Below are 22,497 nucleotides of genomic sequence, written 5' to 3'. Positions count from 1 at the left end.
AATATCCATTCTAGAACTCTATGTCTAGAACTTTTTTTCTAGCGCATGTCTGACTAAAAATCGCGCAAGCGGTCAAACAAGGCATACAGCGCCGCCACATCCGGCAGCGGCACTTGCGCCAGCACCTGCTCCAGCGCCACATAGATTTCATCGCGCTCCACCGTTTCGATTACGCTGGAACGCCGCTCGATCTGGTTGAACACGCCGACATAGGCGGTGACCATCTCCTGCGCCACGGCTTGCGCCGTCCCGGCATCGTTCGCCCCGTCGAGCGTGCGCGCCGTGGCCAGCAGCTTTTTATACGCCTGCGCGGCTTTTTTGGCATACGCCGCCGCAATGTGCGCGCTGCCATCCCAGTCGCGGAACGGATTGTCCAGGTTTTCCGCCAGCCATTCCGGCTTGCGCGGCCGCGTCACCGACAGGTCCAGACCCAGCACCGCCGCCTTTTTATAACTGGCCTTGATGGCCTTGGCGGCGTCGGCCGGCAGGCTGGTCAGGCACAGGCTGGACAAGGCCGGCAACTGCGCCGGCACGGGGAAGTCGTCGGCACCGTAGCCGAACAGTTCATACGCGGTGAAGGAGCGCAAACGGTCCAGTCTGGCGATGCTGGCCACGTTTGACGCCAGCCCCGGCTTGCCCCACACGGTCAGGTCCGTCAGCAAGGGGAAACGCTGCGCCACCATGTCGAAATCCACGGCCGGCATGGCGCTCAGCGACAGGCGCGCCAGCTGGTCGAGGCCGTGGAATGGCGTCAGGGCGCCGGAACACTGCAGGCGCAGGAAGCGCCCTGCATGCGGGTCGTCGATGCGCAGCGCGGACGACGGCGCGCCATTCAGTATCAGGGTGCTCAAACCCTCGTTCAGGCGCAGCGAGCGCAAGCCTGCGCCATGCACGACGAGACGGCTGACATTGCTGTTGCGCAAGTCGAGTTCGCTCTCCGTCGAGGATTGCCAGTGCACTTCGTTGATGATGGGGTTGCCGTTGATGTAGGCGGCCAGCGCCGCGCTGCCGTGGCGCGTCTCGATGGTCGTCAGGCAAGGCAGCTGGTCCAGTTCGGACAGGTCGCTGATCGCCTGCAGAATGTCGTCGCCGATGCGGCTCGTCTTCTGGCGCACGGCCTGGCCGCCGACCATCACTTCCTCGCTCGATGCCGCCTTGAAGCGCTGGCGCCGGGCAGGGTCGACCTGCTCCCAGCGGCGCTGGCGGTACACGCTGTCGCCCATGTGCCAGCCGCCGCTGTAGCTTTTCACTGCCGTCTCGACCAGCGGCGCGACATTGGCCACCAGGCTGTAGTGGCGCGGCACCGTCGCGCTGGCAAAGCTGTGGTCGTGGCGCTTGTTCCAGAAATAGTAATCGCACACCAGGGGGCGCATCGCCTGCACGGCGTGCGCATCGGGCAAGGTGTCGCCCGTCCAGTCCAGCTGCAAAATGGCGGCCAGCGGGGCGCTGCCGGACGCGGCATCGTCGATGGCCGTGACCTGGCAAGCCACATACTGCTGCAGCCTGTGCGAAAACACACTGTAGATATCTCCAACCTTGGCAAGCACGCTGATTTCCTTGTAGCAAACAATGAGGCCAGCACGATAGCAAAGATTGGCGGCGCGCGGCGTACGCACCGCCTGAGTGCCTGCCCTGGTCAATCCGCGTGCAGCTTGTGGTGCATGCGCCGCAAGCCCAGCCAGACGGCCGCCGCCACGAACGGCACCAGGGCGCCGACGAGGATTTCCGGATTCACGGGCAGCCCCATCACCTTGGCCGCCTTGCCCGTATAGCTGAACAGGCCGATCACGTAATACGAGATGGCGGCCACGGACAAGCCCTCCACCGCTTGCTGCAAGCGCAGTTGCTGGGCCGCGCGGGCGTTCATCGATTGCAGGATTTGCCGGTTTTGCAATTCCTGCACGATGCCCACGCGCGTGCGCAGCAAGTCGTTGGTGTTGGCAATGCGCTGCGCCATCGCTTCCTGGCGGCTGGACATCGCTTCGCACGTATTCATGGCGGGCGTCAAACGGCGGTCCATGAATTCCTCGACAGTGGGGATGCCCTCGATGCGCACTTCGCGCAACTCGTCGATGCGCGCCTTGACGAGGCCCATATAGGCTTTCGAGGCGGAAAAACGGTAGCTATTGTCGAGCGACAGCTTTTCAATGCGGGCCGCCAGGCGCGTGATGCGGTCGAGCAAGCCTTGCTCGGAGACGCCCTCGTCGCCGGCTCCCGGGGCATCGTCCGTATCGACCATGGCGGCGGCCAGGGTGGCCAGTTCGTTCTCGATGGCATTGAGCGATGGCGCCGCCTGCATGGCGTAGGGCAAGCCCAGTAAAGCCATCATGCGGTAGGTTTCGATTTCCAGCACGCGCTGCACCAATCGGCCCGACTGCTGCGAGCGCATGCCCGCGTCGCGGATGACGAAACGGCTGAAGCCGTCAGACTGGATGGTGAAATCCGTCCACAATTCGCCGCCCTGCAGCACCTTGCTGCCGGCTAGGGTATTGCCCTCGAACACGCGCGACAAGCCTTGCATGAAGATTTCGGCCGGCTCCGTTGCCTGCTCGAGCACCACGTGGGCGGCCACCATCAGCTTGCCCTTCAAGCCCACCAGCCATTGTTGCGGCAACTGTTCCAGGGGCATGCGTTCGAACGCCTGCTCCAGGGGCAAGGCGGCGCCCGGATGTTCGGCGAAGGTAAACGTGGCAAATTCCGTGTGGCATTCCCATTTCAGGCGGAAGCGGCCAAAGTCGTAATAGAAATACTTGGCTTCGGCAGCGGGCGGCGTGACGCCGAAATGCGTGCACAGGGCCGCCAGGGTAGCGTGCTGGGCCGCCATATTCGACGCACCGGGCGCCGCGCTGTCATCCTTGTAGACGGCCAGGTGGGTGATCAGCTCGGGGGCATCGAGCTGCAAAAACGGCCGCGAGTGGATTTCCGCAGCCAGCGGCACGCGCAAGGCGTGGTTCAAACTGGAGTTAATCAAGTGCATGATAGCCAAAGGTAAAGTTGCAAAACTGCTTAGACCCGCGCGCGTGCTGTGCTGCCCGCAGCGAGGGTCTGATTGTCACAGTGTAACAAAGCAGAATGCATGCCATCCTTTTCCAGGGCCCGTCATATTGTTTTGACAACCCCTACCACGCCCTGCCCCACCCCTTGCCGGCTGCCCAGCCACCAGAATGCGGCGGCCAGCACGACGGCCGAAGCCTGTCCCAGCGCCAGTTTGAATGCGCTGTCGAACAGCAACGGTGCGACAAAACCGGACACCAGCGCAAACACCAGCATTTGCACGAAGTTTTGCAGGGATGCGGCCAAGCCCCGCATCTGCGGGAAAATGTCGAGCGTCGACATGGTCATGCCCGGCAAGGCCAGCGACATGCCGAACGCGTACAGCATCACGGGCACGACGGCGAATGGGATGCTGGCCGCAAACCAATGGTTGTAAGCAATATTGATCGCACCCGTGGCCGCCATGGCCAGCAAGCCCCAGCGCACCAGCACGGTGCTTTTCACCACGTGGGCCAGCTTGCCCGACAGCGCCGAGCCCAGCACCAGTCCCGCCACCATGGGGATGAACATCCAGCCGAACGCCGTTTCCGGCAGATGCAGCAACTCCAAAATAAAATGCGGGGCCGAGGCGATGTACAGGGCAAAGCCGCCAAAGGCGAAGGCCACGGCCAGCGAACGCAAGAGGAATGCCCGGTGGCGCAAGGCCAGCCAGTAATTGCGCGCGATGTTGCCTGGATGGAAAGGCTGACGTTGCTCGACAGCTAAACTTTCCGGCAAGCCTTTCAGACAGGCGAGCGCCAGCAGCACGGTGACGGAAAAGGTGAACACGAACGTCGATTGCCAGCCGTAGGCCACGTGCAGCCAGCCGCCGATGATGGGGGCGATGGCGGGCGCGATGCCGAACACCATCATGATATTGGCCAGCATCTTTTGCGCGGCGGCGCCAGCTAAACTGTCGCGCACGATAGCTTGGCCGATCACCCTGCCCGCGCCGGCCGAGGCGCCCTGCATGCCGCGGAAGAACAGCAGCCAGCCAAAGCTGGGGGCGAAGGCAGCGCCGATGGAACCGGCGGCAAAGATCAGGAGCGAAGCGAGAATCACGGGACGGCGGCCGAACGAGTCGGACAAGGTGCCGTAGAACAAGGTCATGAAGGCATACGCGGCCAGGTAGACGCTCAGGGTCTGCTGCACCAGCACGCTGCTGACGTCGAAATGCGTGCCGATCGCGGGAAACGATGGCAGGAAGGTATCGGTAGCGAACGGGCCCAGCATGGCCAGCCCGGCCAGCACCAGGGTCAGGTTTCTGGTTTTCATGCAAGCTCCTGCGCAGAATGCTGGCGGCGCAAGCCGTCCAGGGCCGCCAGCGAGAAGGCGGCAATATGCCGGGCGATATCGGCAATACCCGCCTCGTCATAGGTGATCTCCGGCACCACCAGTTCATGCACGATGCGCGAACGGGCATAGAACACCACCTGGCCAATCACGCTGAACACGCATTTCTGCACCACGTCGTCTGGCATGGCCGGCCCTACCACGCCACGGATCAAGCCCGTAAACAGGGCGTGCTGCGGGCGCACATTGCGCTCGGCCAGCTTGTGGATGGCGGCAGTCGGCTCGATCAGCTCGCGCGCCACCAGCCGGCTGAACAAGGACGCCGGCCCCGCGCGCAGCATGTCGGAGACGAGCGCTTCGATTGCCAGGCGCAACTGTTCCACGGGCGGCAACTGCGCCTGCGCGCTGGCGGCGGCCACGTCGGCAGCCGAGGCGCGCGCCAGTTCGCGTGCATGGTCGAAGGCGGCCAGATACAGCTCTTCCTTGCCATGAAAATAATAATTGACCATCGCCACGTTGACGTGGGCCGCCTCGCAGATCCTGCGCACGGACGCGAGCTTGTAGCCTTCGTCGGCAAACAGCTGGAGCGCCGCCTGCAGGATGCGCGCGCGCGCCGGTTCGTTTTCTTTCTCTTCCGCCATGCCATTCCCATCATTTAAACAGCTGTTTAATATTGTGCAGAATTATATCAAACAACCGTTTAACTTTCAGATGGACGCAAAAAAGCCCGGCGTACCGGGCTTTTCAAGGGACAGCGGCAGGCTTAGTGTTTCATCGCCGGCATCGCAGCTGACGTCGAGCTGGCGCCCAGCGGACGGGCCACGGCATTGACTTCGATCGTTTCGCGGCGCTTGTCCTCGCCTTCGACGACCAGGGTCAGCGGGATCTTGTCGCCCGCCTTCACCTGCCCTTTCAGGTCCAGCAGCATCACGTGGTAGCCGCCCGGCTTCAGTTCCACCGCTTTTCCGGCTGGCAAGGCGATTTCCTTGACCTGGCGCATGCGCATCATATTGTCCGCCATGCTCATTTCATGGATTTCCGCCACGCCCGCCACGGGCGAGCGCACTTCCAGCAGCCGCATGGCTTTCGGCGCCGTGATCTGCATGAAGGCGCCCGTGGCTTTTTGCTGCGGCACGGTGGCGCGCACCCACGGGTCGGTGATCTGCACGGACGTCTGGGCAGCGGCGGAGAAGGACAGCACGGTCAGGGCCGTGGCCAGCAGGGTTTTCAGATGGGTCATGATCATTTCCTCGGTAGTTATAAGGTGTATTTCGATTTCATCAGGGTCTTGATGTCCTGCACGCACTCATCGCCCGTCAACTGGTGCTTCAAGCCCAGGCGCATGCGCCCCTCGGTGTCGAGCACATAGCTGATGGCCGTGTGGTCCATCGTGTACGAACTGCCGCTCGGCACGCGGCGGTAGAAGACCTTGTAATTGAAGGCCGTCTGCGCCGTGTCCTTCGGGTCCGTGCGCAAGCCCAGGAAGCTGGGGTCGAAGGCGCGCATGTATTCGCCCAGCAGCTCGGGCGTATCGCGCTCGGGGTCGATGCTGATGAAGATCACTTGCAGTTTATCGCCATCGGCGCCCAGTTTCTGGCGGATTTCCAGCGCGCGCGACAGGGCTGTCGGGCACACGTCCGGGCATTGCGTGAAGCCAAAGAAGACCATCACATACTTGCCCTTGAAGTCGGCCAGGGTGTAGACCTTGCCGTCGGGGCCGCTCAACTTGAAGTCGGGCTTGTAATCGCCTCCCGTCAGGTCGAGGCCGTTGTAATGGGGTTTCGGCGCTTGTTCGCAAGCGGCAAGCGTGAGCAATCCCGCCGTGCCGGCGAGAAGGAAAAGACGACGTTTCATGGCATTCTGGCCCGATGGGCGTAGTGGAGACGGTTAAGACGTGGAAGGTATGACTGCTGCGTTCAGGCAGCCGAAGGCGGGCCGCGCGGGCTGGCGGCCAGCCACGCGAACGGCGCTTTGGGCGCCTGGTAAAACAATGGCGGATAGTGGTCGTGGCCCGTGATGACGGCCAGCGGCGAGGATGAGGACGGCGGCAAACCCACGCTGCCCGCATGGCTCATGCAGAACGGGCAATGCTCGATGTGGTGCAGCACGGAATCGGTGGTGGATCTGGCGGCTGGCGCCAGGTCCGCCTGCGTATAGACGGCGCCGCTGGCCGAACAGATTTCGACGGCGGCATTGTTCGCGTTCGCATGCCGCGAAGCAAACGCATACGACAGGGACGGCGAAAGCGCATTGAGCAGTATCGCCAGGCAGGCGAACCACATATGCCACTGTTTGCGTTTCAATAAAGATCCCATGGCCCCGATTATAACGGAGTCTGGCTATCCGGGCGCCTGTCCCCGCAGGAACAGGCTGGGACGCACGCCGGCCACGTCCACGCAGGCGTCGCAAAATGCGGGGATCGAGGCAAAGCCGGAGCCGGCCGCCACCTGCGCCAGGTCGCGCTCGCCGTCGTCCCCATCGGCGTCCGCTTGCGCCGCCGTATGCAGCGCGTGCGCCAAACGCTGTTCGCGTACCAGGCTGAGCAATGCCTCGCCCTCGGCAAACAGGCGCGCGCGCGCCTTGTGCGGCGTCACTTGCCACAGGGCCGCCAGCCGTGCCGCCGTCCATTTGCCTTGCGGCGTATCAAAGATGTGCTGCGCCAGCGCCTGGCTCCAGCGCTTGCCGCCGCCGTGGCCGCCATCGGCTTCATCGTCTTCCAGCGCCAAGGTGAACACGGCCGGCTTGCCCCGCCCCGGCATCACGTCGCAGGCAAAGCGCAAGAACGCGGGCACGACGAAGCTGTCGCCGCTGCCCAGCTTCTTGGTGGCGATTTCATTATGCAAGGTGACAAAACCCTGGCGCACGGTAACGCGCAGCCGGAGCGGAAAGCGCAAGCCCAGCAAGTGCAGAGGATGATCGGAAACGAGTGCCATGCGTCAATTCAATGTCATAAGCCAGCCGCCAGCATGCCACACATCGCGCGCCCAGTCTGTCATCACAGCGACGCTACGCCATAACGGCGCAAGCCATCGAGGTCGACGACCCGGATCGACTGGTAGGCGATGCTGATCAGCTTGAGCTCGGCCAGATGGCCCAGCGCCTGGTTCACGCGCTGGCGCGAAATGCCCGTCAGCAAGCCGATTTCTTCCTGCGACAGCTCAAGCACGCTGGAGGTGCGCGGGTATAACATGGGGTGGAACAGCTGCGCGATCGCTTGCGCCACCTGCGCGTCGACGGCCAGCAGGCGCTGGTTCTGGATGGTGGCGATGAATTGCCCCATGCGCTCGTTCAGCTGGCGGATGACGAAGGCATTGAAGGAAAGGCTCTCGGCCAGCAGCAGATGAAACAGATCCACGGGCACGAGGATGATGCTCGATGCGCGCACGGCCACCACGTCGTAGCGGCGCAATTCGCGCTTGAGCACGCTGCCCTCGCCGCTCCAGCCGCCGGCCGGCACGCCGGAAAACGTGGCGCCGCGCCCATCGGCGTTGTAGACGGCCAGCTTGATCAAGCCCGTGTGCACGCCGATCCAGTGCGCCGACGGTTCGCCGCGCCGCGTGATGAAGGCGCCCGCCTCGAAATGCCGGAGCACGCTGCCGGCGCGCAACAGAGTCTGATGCCGCGCGTCGAGGGCCGCGAACCAGTCGTGGCTGTCGAGTTCCGGCATTGCAAGTTCTACACTATCGTTGCTATCCATTCCATCCTTCAGACCTGTCACTAAGATGACAGTGATTTTCCAGCGCCGGTGCTATGCTAACCGGTATCAATCCCGAAACAGGGAGCTACAGAATTTTATTTAACAGGAGACAAGCATGACTGCTGATTTCAACACCGGCCTCGGCAAAAACAGCGCCAACTACGCGGCCCTCACCCCGCTCGACTATATCGCCAGGGCAGCCGCAGTATATGGCAATCGCCTGGCAATTGCACATGGCAGCCTGCGCCAGACGTGGCGCGAGACCTATGCGCGCACGCGCCGCCTGGCCTCCGGCTTGATCAAGCTGGGCGTGGGCACGGGCGATACGGTGGCCGTGATGCTGCCGAACACGCCCGCCATGGTGGAAGCGAGCTTTGGCGTTCCCATGGCCGGCGCCGTCCTCAATGCGCTGAACATCCGCCTCGACCTGGCCTCCTTGACCTTCATGCTGCGCCACGGCCAGGCGAAAGTCTTGCTGGCCGACACGGAATTTGCCGAGCTGGCGCGCCAGATGGCAGCGCAGATTCCAGGCTTGCGCGTGATCCAGGTCAATGACGTGCTGGGCCCCGAAGTGGATGCGTTTTCCGACCTCGACTATGAAACCTTGCTAGCCAGCGGCGACCCCGATTACGACTGGCAGCCGCCGGCGGACGAGTGGGATGCCATCGCACTGAATTACACGTCCGGCACCACGGGCGACCCGAAAGGCGTCGTCTACCACCACCGCGGCGCGGCCTTGAATGCCCTGTCGAACATATTAGAGTGGGACATGCCCAAGCATGCCGTCTACCTGTGGACCTTGCCGATGTTCCACTGCAATGGCTGGTGCTTTCCGTGGACCGTGGCCGCGCGCGCGGGCGTGAACGTGTGCCTGCGCAAGTTCGAACCGAAACTCGTGTTCGACCTGATGCGCGAATTGCGCATCACCCACTATTGCGCAGCGCCCATCGTGCATGCGGCGCTGGCCAACGCGCCCGCCAACTGGCGCGAGGGAATCGACTGGACCGTGCGCGGCATGGTGGCCGGCGCGCCGCCGCCGGCGGCCATGGTGGCGAAGATCGAAGCCATGGGTTTTGATTTGATCCACTCGTATGGCTTGACGGAAGTGTACGGCCCCGCCGCCATCTGCGCCGAACAGGACGAGTGGGCCGCCTTGAGCCAGGAAGAGCGGGCCGTATTGAAATCGCGCCAGGGCGTGCGCTACCACTTGCAAAGCGCCGTGGCCGTGCTGGACCCGGAAACCATGGAACCGGTGGCGGCCGATGGCGAACAGATTGGCGAGATCATGTTCCGTGGCAACATCTGCATGAAGGGTTATTTAAAGAATGAAAAGGCGACGCAGGAAGCGTTCGCGGGCGGCTGGTTCCACACGGGCGACCTCGGCGTGATGTATCCGGACGGCTACATCAAGCTGAAGGACCGCAGCAAGGACATCATCATCTCGGGCGGCGAAAACATTTCCAGCGTGGAAGTGGAAGATGCGCTGTACCATCACCCGCAAGTGCTGGCCGCCGCCGTCATCGCCCAGCCCGACGAGAAATGGGGCGAGACGCCGTGCGCCTTCGTCGAATTGCGCGAAGGGGCGACGGTGACGGAAGCGGAATTGATCGCCTTCTGCAAGAACAACCTGGCGGGCTTCAAGGTGCCGAAAGCCATTTATTTCGGCCCCCTGCCCCGCACATCGACGGGCAAGATCCAGAAGTTCGAATTGCGCAAGCGCATGCATTCGGACAAGGCCATCGACGTCTAGACGCTTAATTGTCCTTGCCAGCCAGCCACGCCGGCTGCGCCACCACCAGGCGCGCAAAGCTGGCGATGCTGGCCACGGCGGCAAATCCTGCCGCCAGGCACAGTGCATACGTCGTGCCCCGGCTGGCCGAGACCGTGAAGCAGTAGGCGACGAGCGCCGCGCCCGTCGCCTGGCCGATCAGGCGCGAGGTGGCCACCACGCCGCTGGCGCCGCCGGCCCGCTCGGGCGGCGCGCTGCCCATGATTGCTTTCAGATTGGGCGCCTGGAAAAAGCCGAAACCGATGCCGCACAAGGCCATGCGCCAGCCGATGTCGAACGCACTCGGATGCGCCGGTATCCACACGAGCGTCAGCAAGCCGCCCGCCAGCGCCGCCAGGCCGATGCCGCCCAGCACGCCCGGCGAATACCGGTCGCTGAGCCGTCCGGCCACGGGTGCCATCACGGCCACCAGCACGGCCCACGGCGTCATCAAGAATCCCGTTTCCACGGGAGAGCGGCCCAGGGTGACTTCAAAATAGAATGGCAGCGAAACGAAGGCCAGGCCTTGCGCGGAAAACGTGCAGATGGCCGTCAGCGACGACAGCAAGAACAGGGGACGACGGAACAGGTCGATCGGCAGCATCGGTGCCGCATGCCCCGCCTGTCGGCGCAGCAGCAAGATAAAAAAGACCACCACGGCCACCAGTTCCGGCAGCAAGGTCGACAGGTCCGCGTGATGGGCCGCGTCGCCGAACAGCAAGATGAGCAAGCCGAAGGCGCCCACGTTGTACAGCGCCGTGCGCGCATCGAGCGTGTGGCCAGACAGTTTTGTCGCCGGCAGCATGCGGCTGGCCAGGAAAAAGCCGGCCACGCCCAGCGGCACGTTGATGGCGAACAGCCATGGCCACGACGCCGTCGCCAGGATCAGCGAGGCGGCCGTGGGCCCGATGGCGAACGCGACGGCCACCACCAGCGCATTGTTGCCGAACGCGCGGCCCAGCAAATGTTTAGGGTACAGGGCGCGCAGCAGCGCCGTGTTGACGCTCATCATGGCACTGGCGCCGACGCCCTGGAACAGGCGCGCCACCACCAGCGAGGGCAAGGACCAGGCCAGCGCGCAGGCGAGCGACGCCAAAGTAAACAGGAACATGCCGGAGATAAACACCCGCCGGTAGCCGGCGATTTCGCCGAGGGCGGAAAACGGCAGCAAGGTCGCCACCATGGCCAGCTGGTACACATTCACGATCCAGACGGAGGCGGCCGGTGTCGTGTGCAGCTCGCTGGCGATGGCCGGCAAGGCCGTGTTGGCGATCGCCGTATCGAGCGAGGCCATGCCCACGCCGATGGCCAGCGCCAGCATGGCCCATAAACGGGCGCCGGGCGGCAAGCCGTCCTCGCCCACGAGGAAAGGCTGCGCCTTGTTTTTCTGCTTCATCATGTTGCCTGTTCGTCTAGCCCGTCCGGGGCGGCATACGGTACCGCAGCCAAGACACTAGCATGGATGGACGGACTCTGCCGGGCAGGCCCGTCGATTTCACCCTACATCACTTCTGGCAGTCGATCACTTTAAAATCTTTCGAATAACAGATGCGCAGCTCGCCCGAGTGCTTTTCATAGCCGAGCCAGCGGCCTTTCAGCTGCGGGTTGTGCTGCTTCATCCACTGGAACAACTCGTTTTTCGGCATGGTGGAATCCGGCAACTTCAAGGCCTGGAACAGTTCGCGTTCCTTCTCGAAATACTGCTTGGCCGTATCGAAATCGCAGGCGCCATGCTTTTCCCATTCACCCTGCAGCAAGGCTTCGCCGGGCTGCATGCACATGTACGGCAGGATGTCCGACGGCGCCAGCTTCGGCAAATTGCCCTTGCAGTAACGCGGATGCAGCTCCGTCTTGCGCGGCGGCGTCACGGAAATGTCTTCGCACGTGCCCGGGTTATTCGACTGTGCCCACAAGCCATGCACGATCCAGCCGAAGTGATTGCTCTCGGCACACTGAAAAGCGGCCTTCTTCGACACTGCGCCGCGGCGGCGCTGGCTGTCGCAGAAGCCTGGCGACCACGACAGCGCCAGCATGAAGTAATCGGTGGGCACGTTCGTGCTTTGCTTGTAGCAGGTGTTTTTCTCGTCCGACGGCTTGACGTCGTAGTCGTAATAACTGACGTTGCGCGGAATGGCGCAGGCGGCGTCGGCCGCGTGGACGGCGCCGGCCGACAGGCTGAGGAAAACGGCGGCCAAGGCAGGCAGGATAGAGCGAATTTTCATCGTATTTCCTTCAAGATATAAAAACGCCGGCAACTGGGTGCCGGCGCGGTAGTGAAATTACACCATCAACTTAGCAGACGGTATGCATCCAGCCGTGCGTATCCGGTGCCGTGCCATGCTGCAAGCCCAGCAGCGCTTCGCGCAGAGCCAGGGTGACGGCGCCGTTTTCATTGTTGTTGATGGTCATTTCAAAGCCATTGGCCTTGGCCACGCCCACGGGCGTGATGACGGCTGCCGTGCCGCAGGCGAACACTTCGGTCATGCGGCCCGAGGCGATGTCGTCGCGCCATTGCTGGACGGACAATTTACGCTCTTCCGTCGCATAGCCGAGGTCTTTTGCCATTTCCAGCAGGCTGCGGCGGGTGATGCCTGGCAACAAGGTACCCGTCAATTCCGGCGTCACGACGGTGACTTTCTCGCCATCCTTGTAGACGAAGAACAGATTCATGCCGCCCATTTCCTCGATGAACTCGCGGTGCACGGCGTCGAGCCACACGACCTGGTCGCAGCCCTTCTCTTGCGCTTGCGACTGGGCCATCAGGCTGGCCGCGTAATTGCCCGCGCACTTGGCTTCGCCCGTGCCGCCTGGCGCGGCGCGCACGAAGTCTTCGCTGATCCACACGGTGACGGGTTTCACGCCTTTCGGGAAGTAGGCGCCGGCCGGCGAGGCGAACAGCACGAACAGGTATTCTTCCGATGGACGCACGCCCAGGTAGGGGTCGGTGGCGATCATCAGCGGACGCATGTACAGGCTCTCGCCCGTGTTCTTCGGCACCCAGTTACGGTCTTGCGCGATCAGCGCATCGCCCGCTTCCAGGAACAGCTCGACGGGAATGGCCGGCATGGCCAGGCGCGCGGCGCTGCGGTTGAAGCGCTCGGCATTTTGTTCCGGGCGGAAAGTCTTGATGCTGCCATCGGGCTGGGCAAACGCTTTATAACCTTCGAAGATGGCCTGGCCGTAGTGCAGCGACGAGGCGGACGGGTCCAGCGTCAAAGGGCCGTAGGCCTTCAGTTCGCCCTGCTGCCACTTGCCGTCGCGGTAAGGAATCACCACCATGTGGTCCGTGAAGATGCGGCCAAACGCCGGGTTGACCATGCGCGCGGCGCGCTCGGCGTCGGACAGGGGGTGGGCGGACGGGGTGACGACGAGATTCGGTGTGGAAGTGGTCATGGCAGCAATCGGAACTAGTGAACAGTATCCCTATTGTAGCGCCTCCAGCGCCCGATCAGGCAAACGAGAATGGCCATCGCCAGGTGAAAACAAGAAGCCATCATTTGCGAATGATTCTCGTTTGCGTTACTATGTCAATCCTCCTTCTTCCCCGCCATGCCTGACGCCCCGCATGGCGGCGCTATCGAAAGCCGCTTCATGACGACCTCCTCCCTTCCACACTCCCTGCCGCGCGCCGGCGCCGATGAGGCGACGCAGACTCGTCAGCTTGCCGTCCCGCAACAACGGCGCTGGCACTGGAGCTGGAAGCAGGTCTGGTTTCAATTGCACTGGTTTATCGGCATCACGGCCGGCACGGTGCTGGTGATCATCGGACTGAGCGGCGCCACCCTGGCCTTCAAGGATGAATTGCTCGACGTTATGAACCCCGGCGTGCGCCATGTCCCCGTGGAAACGCGCGCACCGCTGATGCCGGCCCAACTGAGCAGCATTGCCGCAGCCGAACACGGCCAGCGCGTGGCCTCGGTCACCATGTATGCGCAGGCGGGCGCGGCGCCCCGCCTGTTTTTCGCGCCGAAGCATGGCCAGCGGCGCGGCGCATCCATTTATATGCATCCGTACACGGGCGCGACCCAGCCGGCGCTGGCGGGCGCCGCATTTTTCGAATGGACGGAGTCCTTGCACCGCTGGCTGCTGCTGCCGCGCGACCCGGGCCGGCAAGTGGCGGGCGCGCTGGCCCTGTGCCTGCTGGGCCTGGAACTGTCCGGCCTGTACCTGCGCTGGCCCCGCCGTCCGCTGGACTGGCGCACCTGGCTGACCTTCGACCCTGCATTAAAAGGTCGCTCCTTTTTGTGGAATCTGCACGCCGTGGCCGGCACCTGGTGCCTGGTCGTCTATGTGGCGCTGACCCTGACGGGCATCTACTGGAGCTATGACGTGGTGCGCGACAATATCGACGCCTGGGCCGGCAAGCCCCCGCGCACGGCGCAGGCGCCCGGCAAGAAAGAGGCGCCGCAGGAGCCATCGCCTGTCGCCGACATCGGCCTGGCCTGGAGCGTTTTCCAGCAGCATGCCCCCGGCTGGACCCTGGCCACGGTGCGTCTGCCCGTGCGCCCCGGCGAAGCCGTGCAATTCACGTGGCTGGCCGGCGATGCGCCGCACGAACGGGCGCGCAGCCGCATGAGCATTGCGCCGGCCGACGGCACGCTCACGGAAAACGAACCGTACAGCCAGCAGGCGCTGGGGCAGCGCCTCGTCAACATCATTTATCCGCTGCACATGGGCACGTATTTCGGCTTGCCCGGCCGCATCATCGTCACCCTGGCCAGCCTGGGCCTGCCCCTGTTCGCCATCACGGGCTGGATGCTGTACCTGGGCCGCCGCAAGGCCAAGCGGGCTGTGCAAGCGCAGCGCGCGCTGCTGGGCGCCGGCGCGCCGGGTAAGACGGACACAGGTTTACCGACCCTGGTGGCCTACGCCAGCCAGTCGGGACAGGCCGAGCGCCTGGCGCTGGAAAGCGCGCGCGCCTTGCAGCAGGCCGGCGTGGCCGTCGACGTGCAGTCGCTGGACCGTTTCGATCCCGCGCAATTGCGCCAGTACGAACGGGCCCTGATCGTCGCCAGCACCTTTGGCGAAGGCGAGGCGCCGGACGGCACGCGCCGCTTCGCGCGCCTGCTGCAACAAACGGTGGGCACGCCGCTGGCGGGCCTGGAATTCGGCATGCTGGCCCTGGGCGACCGCCATTACGGCGCCTTCTGCGGCTTTGGCCATGCGCTGGCGCAACAATTGCAAGCACTGGGCGCCACGCCCATGTTCCCGCTGATCGAAGTGGACAAGCATGACCCCGCCGCCCTGGCCGCCTGGTCGCAAGCGCTGGCCAGCTGTAGCGGCAGCGCCATCGACGCCATCGGCGTACAGGAAGAAGCGTCGTACGCCGAATGGCGCCTGACGCGCCGCGTGCTGCTGAACCCGGGCAGCCTGGGCGGCGAACTGCATGAAATCACCTTGACGGGCCCCGCCGATGCTGACTGGGAAGCGGGCGCGCTGGCGGAAATCATCGCCTGCAACGCGGATGGCAGCGAGGGCGACGCGCAAAGTGCCCAGCATGCGCCGCGCAGCTATTCGCTCGCGTCGCTGCCCTCCGATGGCAAACTGCAGTTGCTGGTGCGCCAGGAGCGCCACGCGGGCGGCACAAACGACGGGTACGGTCTCTGTTCCGGCTGGCTCACGCGCTTCGCCCCGCTGGGCGCCGGCATCCGTTTGCGCCTGCAAGCCAATCCCGCCTTCGCGCCCGCCCTGGTCGACGTGCCCTGCATTTATATCGGCAATGGTTCCGGCCTGGCAGGCCTGCGGTCGCACCTGCGCGCGCGCCAGCGGGCGGGGCTGGCCCGTAACTGGCTGCTGTTCGGCGAGCGCCAGCAAGCTGTTGACAGCGTCTGCGGCGCAGAGTTGCAAGGCTGGCTGGACGCTGGCCACCTGGCGCGCCTGGACCGTGTCTTTTCGCGCGACGGCAACGAGGGCGGCAAACGCGAATACGTGCAGGACCGCCTGCGCGCCAACGTCGGCGAGCTGCGCGATTGGCTGGCGCAAGGCGCCATCGTCTACGTGTGCGGCAGCCTGCAAGGCATGGCGGCGGGAATCGATGCTGTACTGCAAGAAGTGCTGGGACAGGACGGTCTCGACGCCCTGCTGGCGGCCGGGCGCTACCGCCGCGACGTGTATTGATCTGCCTCAGCACATTGCCAGCGCCGCCCGGCTATGTGGGCCGCCGCACGGTCAGCGCCGGCCATCGGACTACAGTAGCGGCATGGCGGCATATCCGCGCCGCCCCCACCCACTGTTTGCGAGGCTAGCCATGAAAAACCCCTGGATGAGCATGTACCTGAGCGCCGCCAACCGCGTCGCCAACACGGCGCGCGGCCACGCCACGGCCGCCGTCAAGCGCGAAGCGGCGAAAAATACGCGGCAATTGACGCAAGTGTGGTTCGACTCTTTCCTGCCCGCCGCAGGCAAGCCGCGGCGCAGCCGCAAGGCCAAATAAGAGGCGTCACTGGTGCAGTGCATCACAGCAACTAGTTGAAGTTTCAATCAGATGAACTAAACTGCAAGCATGGTAGTACATAGGACGTGACCGGCAGGCGCCGCATCCCCGCGCCGCCGCCGGGACACCGGGAGACGACCATGTTGACGCTCAAAGTGCTGCTCTGCCTCGCCTTGTCGGCCCTGATGCTCGTGCCCCTCGTGCTGAGGGATGCGATGCAGACGTCGGCCGGACAGCAGTTGCAGGTGCCGAATGTCGATGCGCAAGCTCTGTGGGCCCGCTGGCCTCGGCAATAAGACGCGCGGCTGAGAAAACGTCGCTGGCTGCGTTGCTTTGACTTGCCGTACTAGCGTACTGTCTGCGTCAAAGACGCCTTGCCAGCGGCGTTTTTCAGCGGCGCTCGGTAACACGGCGCATCGTTAAAAACCGCTTTGTTGCGGGTGGGGAATTGTTCCCTTCGTCGATTTGTTTTTGTCTTGTTTTCCTCTTCCCCCTTCACCATATTTTTGATCCAGATCATGGATTTCGCCCTTCGCTGCGTCCACACTGGAACAGTCCGCTTCGCGCCGCGACGGACTTCACCGGGGGCATCGGCATGGGTAAATCGCATTGGAAAGATGAGATGGCGCTGGGCGTTCCCGCCATCGACGAGGCGCATGAGGCGCTGTTTCAGGAGCTGGCACGGCTGGGGCAGTTAAGCGACCAGCATTTCAGCGTGGCGTTTCGCGAGCTGATTGCGGCCGTCGAACGCGATTTCCGAGAGGAAGAGGATTTGATGGAGCAAATCGGCTTTCCCTCGCTGGCCAACCACCGCGAACAGCATGCCCGCGTGCTCAGCGGCTTGCACCATGCCTGGGCCGCCGTCGATGAAGGCGACCTGGAACAGGGCCGCCATGCGCTGTCGCTGTTGCCGCAGTGGCTGATCTTCCACCAGGCCACCATGGACCTGGCCCTGGCGGCGGCGCTGGAACTGGTGCAGCGCCAGCCTAACTAGCAGTTCATTACAGCAACAGCACCGTCGCCTGCTCGGGCATGACCACGCGGTAGTGTCCCGGGTATTTGTCTTCGCCGTCGAAAATCTTGCAAAACACGGGCTGGTTGATGTCGTTGACGGCCGCCTCGTTCATGGGCAGCGTTGCGATCAGCTGTTCTCCATCCATCAATTGCAAGGCGCTGCCCCGCTCGGCCGCGCAAAAGGCCAGCGATTGCACGTCGCTGGCGAACGGCCGCTTGTACCACGGCGTGATGGCCCGCACGGCGCGCCGGGCGTCGCGCAAGACCTGCCCCACGCGCGTGACGTTCCACGCATCGCGCGCCACGGACGGCTGCAGCACGATATTGGCCGTCAGCTCGCCCCTGCCCTTGTTCACCAAAAACGTGCCGTCCTGCGCGGCAATATCATCGTTGAGCGGCACGACAAACACGCCGCCGGCCGACACCTTGATCGGCATGGGGGCGCCATTGCCTTGCAAGGCCACGCGCACATCGTCGATGGTGGCGCTCAGCTTGGCAGGAATCAGGCGCAGGGCCATGACCACGCTGCCGCTCGACACTTGCCACACTTTCCTGGCCGTCAGATAACTTTCACGGTATGCCGTGAACCGCACGTGCGGCGCCTTGGCATCGCTGGTGGCCGTGATCGTCACCGTTTGCGGTGGCAAGGCTTCCTCTGCTGGCGCCGTTGCCTTGGGTGCTGATGCCGCGGATGTGGCCGGCGCAAGCGGTGGCGCAACGGCATCGGCGGCGGGCGGCACGCTGGCGCTCTGCAGCGGCGCGGGAGCAGCCGGCGGCGGCGCGTGTTCCTGGGCCTGACCCAGCGAGACGACACACAACCATCCGGCACAAGCGATCCATGTACGCATGCATTTCTTTCATTAAGGAAAATATTTGTCAGCGCCTGCATTATCGCAGAAGGCAAGCCGATGCGCCGCCCCGGGTCTGCCTGCACTCCCGCCTGCACTCCTTTGGTGCACACGCTTGATTATTTGGCAAATATCACCTATATTGATAATGATTCCTATTTACAAAAGTGACAGGAATCGCGCGCCTTTCTTTTCCACTGCCCGTCCGCGCCGGGCCTTGCGGTGGAACTGCTATCCAAGCCAGACCACGGGCCAGCGTTACGCCATCCCCCAGCTACTGCGCAGCTCGCCAGACGAGATAGGAACACTCACGACTAAAAATATCCAGGAAAATAATGCAATCAACGACAGCCTTCTCATCTTCGCGCCAGCCCGCCTTGCGCGCCCTCCCCCGTTTATTACACATCAGCCTGCTCAGTCTTGCCGCCGGCGTGGCCCTGCCGGCACAGGCCGCCGACGCCGCCGCGGCCGACGTGACCATGCCCGCCGTCACCGTGCTGGGCCAGTCGACCGCGACGACGGAAGGCACGCAGTCGTACACGGCCGGCGAAGCGCGCAGCGCCACGCGCATGGACCTGTCGCTGCGCGAGACGCCGCAATCGGTCAGCGTCATCACGCGCCAGCTGCTCGACGACCTGGGCGCCGTGCGGCTGGACCAGGCGCTGGCGCAGACGACAGGCATCCAGGTGGGCCAGAACGACACGGAGCGCACGACATTTTATGCGCGCGGCTTCGGCATCAACAATATCCAGATCGACGGCATGGCGCGCGGCGGCAATGCGCCGCTGCAAGACACGATCCTGTATGACCGCATCGAGGTCGTGCGCGGCGCCACGGGCCTGATGGGCGGCAAGGGCGACCCGTCCGCCACCATCAACATGATACGCAAGCGGCCGGCGAAGGACTTCGAGGCCAGCGCCGGCCTCATCATGAGCCGCTGGGATGACCAGAGGATCGAGGCCGACCTGTCCACGCCCCTGAACGCGGAGGGCAGCGTGCGCGCGCGCGCGGCCCTGGCCTGGCAAAAACGCGATTCCTACCTGGACATGTACCACGAGCGCAAGACGGTGGGCATGGCCATCCTTGAAGCGGACGTGCGTCCCGGCACCCTGCTGACGGCGGGCGTCGACTTCCAGGACAACAAGCCGACAGGCGCCACCTGGGGCGCCGTGCCGTACTGGAATGCGGACGGCAGCCTGGCCAGGTTGCCGCGCGACACCAGCCTCACGACGCCCTGGAGCACCTGGGCCAACAAGCAGCACACCATCTTCACGTCGCTGGACCAGCGCCTGCCCGGCAACTGGAATCTGCACCTCGGTTATGCGCGCACGGAAAGCACGAACCGCACCACCGTCGCCTACGCGGGCGGCGGCCATCCCGATCCGGCCACGGGCGAAGGCATGCTCCTGTGGACGGGCGCCTATGGCCCGGGCAAGACCACGGGCGATAATTTCGACGTCTACGCCAGCGGCCCCTTCACCTTGCTGGGGCGCAAGCATACGGCCATCGCCGGCTGGAACGGCGGCAACCAGCGCGCCCGCTCGCTGGGCGGCGAGGCGGAAATCAACTACCCGAACGTCGTCCCCGATTACCGCAGCTGGACGGGCAACATCCCCCGCCCCGTGTTCCACCCGGACGGCTCGCACACGGAAACCGTGACGCGCCTGGCGGGCGGCTATGTGGCCACACGTTTGAGCCTGGCCGACCCGCTGCATGTGATCATCGGCGCGCGCAGCAGTACTTACCGCACGGATACGCGCAACTACGATACACGAGGCGTGCACACGGACAACAGCGACTTCGTGGAAACGCGCAATGAAGTCACGCCGTATGTGGGCGCCGTGTTCGATATCAACAAGCAGTATTCGGCCTACGCCAGCTTCACGCAGCTGTTCAACCCGCAATCGAGCAAGGACCGCAACAACAAGTTCCTGGCGCCGGAAACGGGAGACAATGCGGAACTGGGTATCAAGGGCGAATTTTATGAAGGCAAGCTGAACGCGTCGGCCGCCCTGTTCCATACGAAGAAAAAGAACATGGCGGAACTCGACCGCACGGTGCCGCCCGGCTTCTTGCTGCCCGACGGCGGCCAGGCCATGGTGGCCAATGGCGCCGGCGTGACGGCCAAGGGCGTCGAGTTCGACGTCTCCGGCCAGTTATCGCCCGCCTGGGAAGCGAGCGGCGGCTATACCTATCTGCACGCGGCCGAGGCCGATGGCCGCCGCGCCGCCACCACGCAGCCGCGCCATTTGCTGCGCCTGGCCACCAGCTACCGCTTCGACGGCCGCCTGGCCGGTTTGAGGGCGGGCGCCAGCATGACGGCGCAAAGCGCCACCTACAGCGAATCGTGGTACGGCCGCCCGCCATCGGGAACCATCACCGACATTCCGCAAGCGGGCTATGCGCTGCTCAACGCCATGGCCAGCTATGCGCTCAACCGCCACGCCAGCGTGCAGCTGAACGTGAATAACTTGCTCGATAAAAAGTACTACCGCAACGTGGGCTTCTTCGACGGCGTCTTCTGGGGCGAACCGCGCAACATCAGCCTGGCCGTGCGCACGATGTTTTAAGCGCGCCAGTGCGCGGGCGCCGGCAGGGTAAAGCCGTCGAGCAAGGGACCGCCCACGGGCGCCAGCACGGCGGCGGCGACTTGCCCGAACGCGCGCTGGCCGGCCGGCAAGTCGGCGGCGGCCAGGCGCAGCGCGCCGTCAAGCTGCCCGGCGATGACGGCGTCGAAGGCCTGCAGGCGGCGGAACAGATGCTTGCCGCCGCCGCTCCACTGCCCCGCCGCGCGCAGGTGCAGGTCGGCCAGCGCTTCGTACAGCTGGCAAGCGACGGCCAGCGCCTCGCCCGGGTGCGTGCTGTCGACCAGGTCTTCCAGCGCGGTGGTGATGGCGTAGCGGCGGCGCTGCAGGTTTTCCGCGTCGAGCGCGGGCGGCCCGGCCGTGTCGAAAGCGTGCGCCAGCGCGTGCAGCTGCGCGTAGGCGTCGCCGGCGGCGACGATGTTTTCCCCTTCGACGACCATCATCGCCAGCGGCACCGTGCCGCCCGGCGCATCCATTTCCTTGCAAAAATACGTGAACGTGGCCACGTCGTGCGCAAACAGTTCCACCGTGCGCCCCTCGGCCACGAGGGTGTCGCGCCAGGCGCAATCGACGTGGTCGAACAGCAGCAGCAAGTCGATATCGGAAGTAGGCGTTTGCCGGCCTGTGGCGAACGAGCCGCCGATGATGGCCGCCACGGCCGTGGGATAGCGCTCGTGCACCAGCCGCTGGGCAATCGCGCGAATGGTCTCATAGGTGGGGATCGTCGTCAAAGCCGGTGCTCCATGTCGATAAAACACTATCCTACACGCAATACGCAGGCTGCCGCCAGCCTGCTACACTGGCGCCATCTGATCAAGGAACCAACATGGAATACGACTGCATCGTGGTGCCCTCGCCCGTGGGCGAGCTGACCCTGGTGGCGCGCGGGGAAGCCCTGGCCGCCATCCTGTGGGAAAACGACAAGCCGAACCGTGTGCGCCTGGGCGACATGCGCGTCGATGACGGTTGCGCCGTGCTGCAGGAAACGGCGCGCCAGCTGGATGAATATTTTGCCGGCACGCGCCAGCATTTTGAAGTGCCGCTCGATTTTGCCGGCACGCCATTTCAGCAGGAAGTGTGGCGTGCGCTGCTGACGATACCGTATGGCCAGACGCGCAGCTATGGCGAGATCGCGCGCCAGATCGGCCGCCCCGCCGCCGTGCGCGCCGTGGGCGCCGCCAACGGCAAGAATCCCATTTCCATCATCGCCCCCTGCCACCGCGTCGTCGGTGCCACGGGCGAGCTGACGGGCTTTGCGGGCGGTCTGCATGCCAAGGAAACCCTGTTGGCGCTGGAAGGCATTTCCCTGTCCAGCGACCGCGAAGCGCTGAAAACGGGCCACGCCCGCCGCCGCGCCGTGCATGTCGATACGGCGCAAGGCTGTTTATTTTAAGCGGCGCCATCGCTCCCATGTGGGATACTCACGCCCTCCGTTCAAGCCAACACATCCTATGCCTTACCTTGTCATCGCGTTCTTTGTCGTACTGTACTTACTCGCCACCTTCTTTTTCCACATCCCCGCCCTGGTTGCCCTCGTGTATGGCGTGCTGAGCCTGGGATGCTTCGTTGCCTATGCGATCGACAAGTCCGCCGCCAAGGAGGGCCGCTGGCGCACCCCGGAGCGCACCTTGCTGCTGCTGGGACTGCTGTGCGGCTGGCCGGGCGCCGTGCTGGCCCAGCAATGGCTGCGCCACAAGTCCAGCAAGCGCTCGTTCCGCATCGTGTTCTGGATCACGGTCGCCCTCAATATCGGCGCTTTCGTGTATTTCAGCATGCATTACGCGGCGCCCGATATCGGCACGGACGTCGCCCCCATCGAGTTATAA

At 64.2% G+C, this 22,497-nt stretch carries 22 protein-coding genes; 8 read left to right on the top strand and 14 right to left on the bottom strand.

The window, feature by feature from the left end:
- Positions 1 to 53 precede the first annotated feature (53 nt).
- From AC1Q6X_RS24960 to AC1Q6X_RS24920, 9 genes are all read right to left on the bottom strand, one after another.
- Positions 54 to 1,547 (bottom strand): hypothetical protein, encoded by a 1,494-nt coding sequence (locus AC1Q6X_RS24960; protein ID WP_492498713.1) that lies wholly within the window; start codon positions 1,545 to 1,547, stop codon positions 54 to 56.
- A gap of 89 nt (positions 1,548 to 1,636) precedes the next feature.
- Positions 1,637 to 2,977: a DUF3422 family protein gene (locus AC1Q6X_RS24955; protein ID WP_492498712.1), complete on the bottom strand. Its 1,341-nt coding sequence runs from the start codon at positions 2,975 to 2,977 to the stop codon at positions 1,637 to 1,639.
- Positions 2,978 to 3,099: 122 nt separating this feature from the next.
- A complete protein-coding gene (locus AC1Q6X_RS24950; RefSeq protein WP_070222053.1) occupies positions 3,100 to 4,308 on the bottom strand; it encodes a multidrug effflux MFS transporter in 1,209 nt (402 codons plus the stop codon).
- Positions 4,305 to 4,967 (bottom strand): CerR family C-terminal domain-containing protein, encoded by a 663-nt coding sequence (locus AC1Q6X_RS24945; RefSeq protein WP_492498711.1) that lies wholly within the window; start codon positions 4,965 to 4,967, stop codon positions 4,305 to 4,307. Before AC1Q6X_RS24945 ends, AC1Q6X_RS24950 begins: the two co-directional genes overlap by 4 nt.
- 122 nt (positions 4,968 to 5,089) lie before the next feature.
- Entirely contained in the window at positions 5,090 to 5,566 is a 477-nt protein-coding gene (locus AC1Q6X_RS24940) for a copper chaperone PCu(A)C (protein WP_492498710.1), read from the bottom strand.
- A 17-nt stretch (positions 5,567 to 5,583) separates the two neighbouring features.
- Positions 5,584 to 6,180, bottom strand: coding sequence for an SCO family protein (locus AC1Q6X_RS24935; RefSeq protein ID WP_070291700.1), 597 nt, complete (start codon positions 6,178 to 6,180; stop codon positions 5,584 to 5,586).
- Positions 6,181 to 6,242: 62 nt separating this feature from the next.
- Positions 6,243 to 6,629 (bottom strand): DUF2946 domain-containing protein, encoded by a 387-nt coding sequence (locus AC1Q6X_RS24930; protein ID WP_227742147.1) that lies wholly within the window; start codon positions 6,627 to 6,629, stop codon positions 6,243 to 6,245.
- Positions 6,630 to 6,665: 36 nt separating this feature from the next.
- Positions 6,666 to 7,259 (bottom strand): helix-turn-helix domain-containing protein, encoded by a 594-nt coding sequence (locus AC1Q6X_RS24925; protein ID WP_492498709.1) that lies wholly within the window; start codon positions 7,257 to 7,259, stop codon positions 6,666 to 6,668.
- Positions 7,260 to 7,321: 62 nt separating this feature from the next.
- On the bottom strand, positions 7,322 to 7,993 hold the full coding sequence (locus AC1Q6X_RS24920; RefSeq protein WP_230505613.1) for a Crp/Fnr family transcriptional regulator: 672 nt from the start codon (positions 7,991 to 7,993) through the stop codon (positions 7,322 to 7,324).
- Positions 7,994 to 8,138: 145 nt separating this feature from the next.
- Here AC1Q6X_RS24920 and AC1Q6X_RS24915 point away from each other — a divergent pair, with 145 nt between their 5' ends.
- Positions 8,139 to 9,773, top strand: a complete 1,635-nt coding sequence (locus AC1Q6X_RS24915; RefSeq protein WP_492498708.1) for an acyl-CoA synthetase — start codon at positions 8,139 to 8,141, stop codon at positions 9,771 to 9,773.
- A gap of 4 nt (positions 9,774 to 9,777) precedes the next feature.
- Here the strand turns inward: AC1Q6X_RS24915 and AC1Q6X_RS24910 are convergent, their stop codons facing one another.
- The 3 genes from AC1Q6X_RS24910 to AC1Q6X_RS24900 form a co-directional block, all read right to left on the bottom strand.
- Positions 9,778 to 11,190 (bottom strand): MFS transporter, encoded by a 1,413-nt coding sequence (locus AC1Q6X_RS24910; protein WP_492498707.1) that lies wholly within the window; start codon positions 11,188 to 11,190, stop codon positions 9,778 to 9,780.
- 106 nt (positions 11,191 to 11,296) lie between these two features.
- Positions 11,297 to 12,013: a ribonuclease T2 family protein gene (locus tag AC1Q6X_RS24905; protein WP_492420320.1), complete on the bottom strand. Its 717-nt coding sequence runs from the start codon at positions 12,011 to 12,013 to the stop codon at positions 11,297 to 11,299.
- Positions 12,014 to 12,083: 70 nt separating this feature from the next.
- On the bottom strand, positions 12,084 to 13,184 hold the full coding sequence (locus AC1Q6X_RS24900) for a branched-chain amino acid aminotransferase (RefSeq protein ID WP_121669144.1): 1,101 nt from the start codon (positions 13,182 to 13,184) through the stop codon (positions 12,084 to 12,086).
- 198 nt (positions 13,185 to 13,382) lie between these two features.
- Between AC1Q6X_RS24900 and AC1Q6X_RS24895 the strand changes: the two genes are divergently transcribed.
- The 4 genes from AC1Q6X_RS24895 (at position 13,383) to AC1Q6X_RS24880 (ending at position 17,218) form a co-directional block, all read left to right on the top strand.
- A complete protein-coding gene (locus AC1Q6X_RS24895) occupies positions 13,383 to 15,908 on the top strand; it encodes a PepSY domain-containing protein (protein ID WP_492498706.1) in 2,526 nt (841 codons plus the stop codon).
- A gap of 130 nt (positions 15,909 to 16,038) precedes the next feature.
- The gene (locus tag AC1Q6X_RS24890; RefSeq protein ID WP_099408630.1) at positions 16,039 to 16,224 is read left to right on the top strand and encodes a hypothetical protein; all 186 of its coding nucleotides are present in this window, start codon (positions 16,039 to 16,041) and stop codon (positions 16,222 to 16,224) included.
- A gap of 140 nt (positions 16,225 to 16,364) precedes the next feature.
- Positions 16,365 to 16,520 (top strand): hypothetical protein, encoded by a 156-nt coding sequence (locus tag AC1Q6X_RS24885; RefSeq protein ID WP_162995620.1) that lies wholly within the window; start codon positions 16,365 to 16,367, stop codon positions 16,518 to 16,520.
- Between the two features lie 299 nt (positions 16,521 to 16,819).
- Complete coding sequence (locus tag AC1Q6X_RS24880) at positions 16,820 to 17,218, top strand: bacteriohemerythrin (RefSeq protein ID WP_070222077.1); 399 nt, start codon at positions 16,820 to 16,822, stop codon at positions 17,216 to 17,218.
- A 7-nt stretch (positions 17,219 to 17,225) separates the two neighbouring features.
- Here the strand turns inward: AC1Q6X_RS24880 and AC1Q6X_RS24875 are convergent, their stop codons facing one another.
- Complete coding sequence (locus tag AC1Q6X_RS24875) at positions 17,226 to 18,086, bottom strand: hypothetical protein (RefSeq protein ID WP_162995619.1); 861 nt, start codon at positions 18,084 to 18,086, stop codon at positions 17,226 to 17,228.
- 335 nt (positions 18,087 to 18,421) lie between these two features.
- Here AC1Q6X_RS24875 and AC1Q6X_RS24870 point away from each other — a divergent pair, with 335 nt between their 5' ends.
- On the top strand, positions 18,422 to 20,656 hold the full coding sequence (locus AC1Q6X_RS24870; RefSeq protein ID WP_492498705.1) for a TonB-dependent siderophore receptor: 2,235 nt from the start codon (positions 18,422 to 18,424) through the stop codon (positions 20,654 to 20,656).
- Here the strand turns inward: AC1Q6X_RS24870 and AC1Q6X_RS24865 are convergent.
- Entirely contained in the window at positions 20,653 to 21,402 is a 750-nt protein-coding gene (locus tag AC1Q6X_RS24865) for a nucleotidyltransferase domain-containing protein (RefSeq protein ID WP_070310919.1), read from the bottom strand. The two genes, AC1Q6X_RS24870 and AC1Q6X_RS24865, sit on opposite strands and share 4 nt — an antisense overlap.
- A 95-nt stretch (positions 21,403 to 21,497) precedes the next feature.
- Between AC1Q6X_RS24865 and AC1Q6X_RS24860 the strand changes: the two genes are divergently transcribed.
- Both AC1Q6X_RS24860 and AC1Q6X_RS24855 read left to right on the top strand, forming a co-directional pair.
- Positions 21,498 to 22,064, top strand: coding sequence for a methylated-DNA--[protein]-cysteine S-methyltransferase (locus AC1Q6X_RS24860; protein WP_070310921.1), 567 nt, complete (start codon positions 21,498 to 21,500; stop codon positions 22,062 to 22,064).
- Between the two features lie 58 nt (positions 22,065 to 22,122).
- Positions 22,123 to 22,497, top strand: a complete 375-nt coding sequence (locus AC1Q6X_RS24855) for a DUF1294 domain-containing protein (RefSeq protein ID WP_070222081.1) — start codon at positions 22,123 to 22,125, stop codon at positions 22,495 to 22,497.

Source organism: Janthinobacterium sp. GW823-FHT06H09 (assembly GCF_058794735.1).
This window is presented reverse-complemented; position numbering and strand designations above follow the sequence as displayed.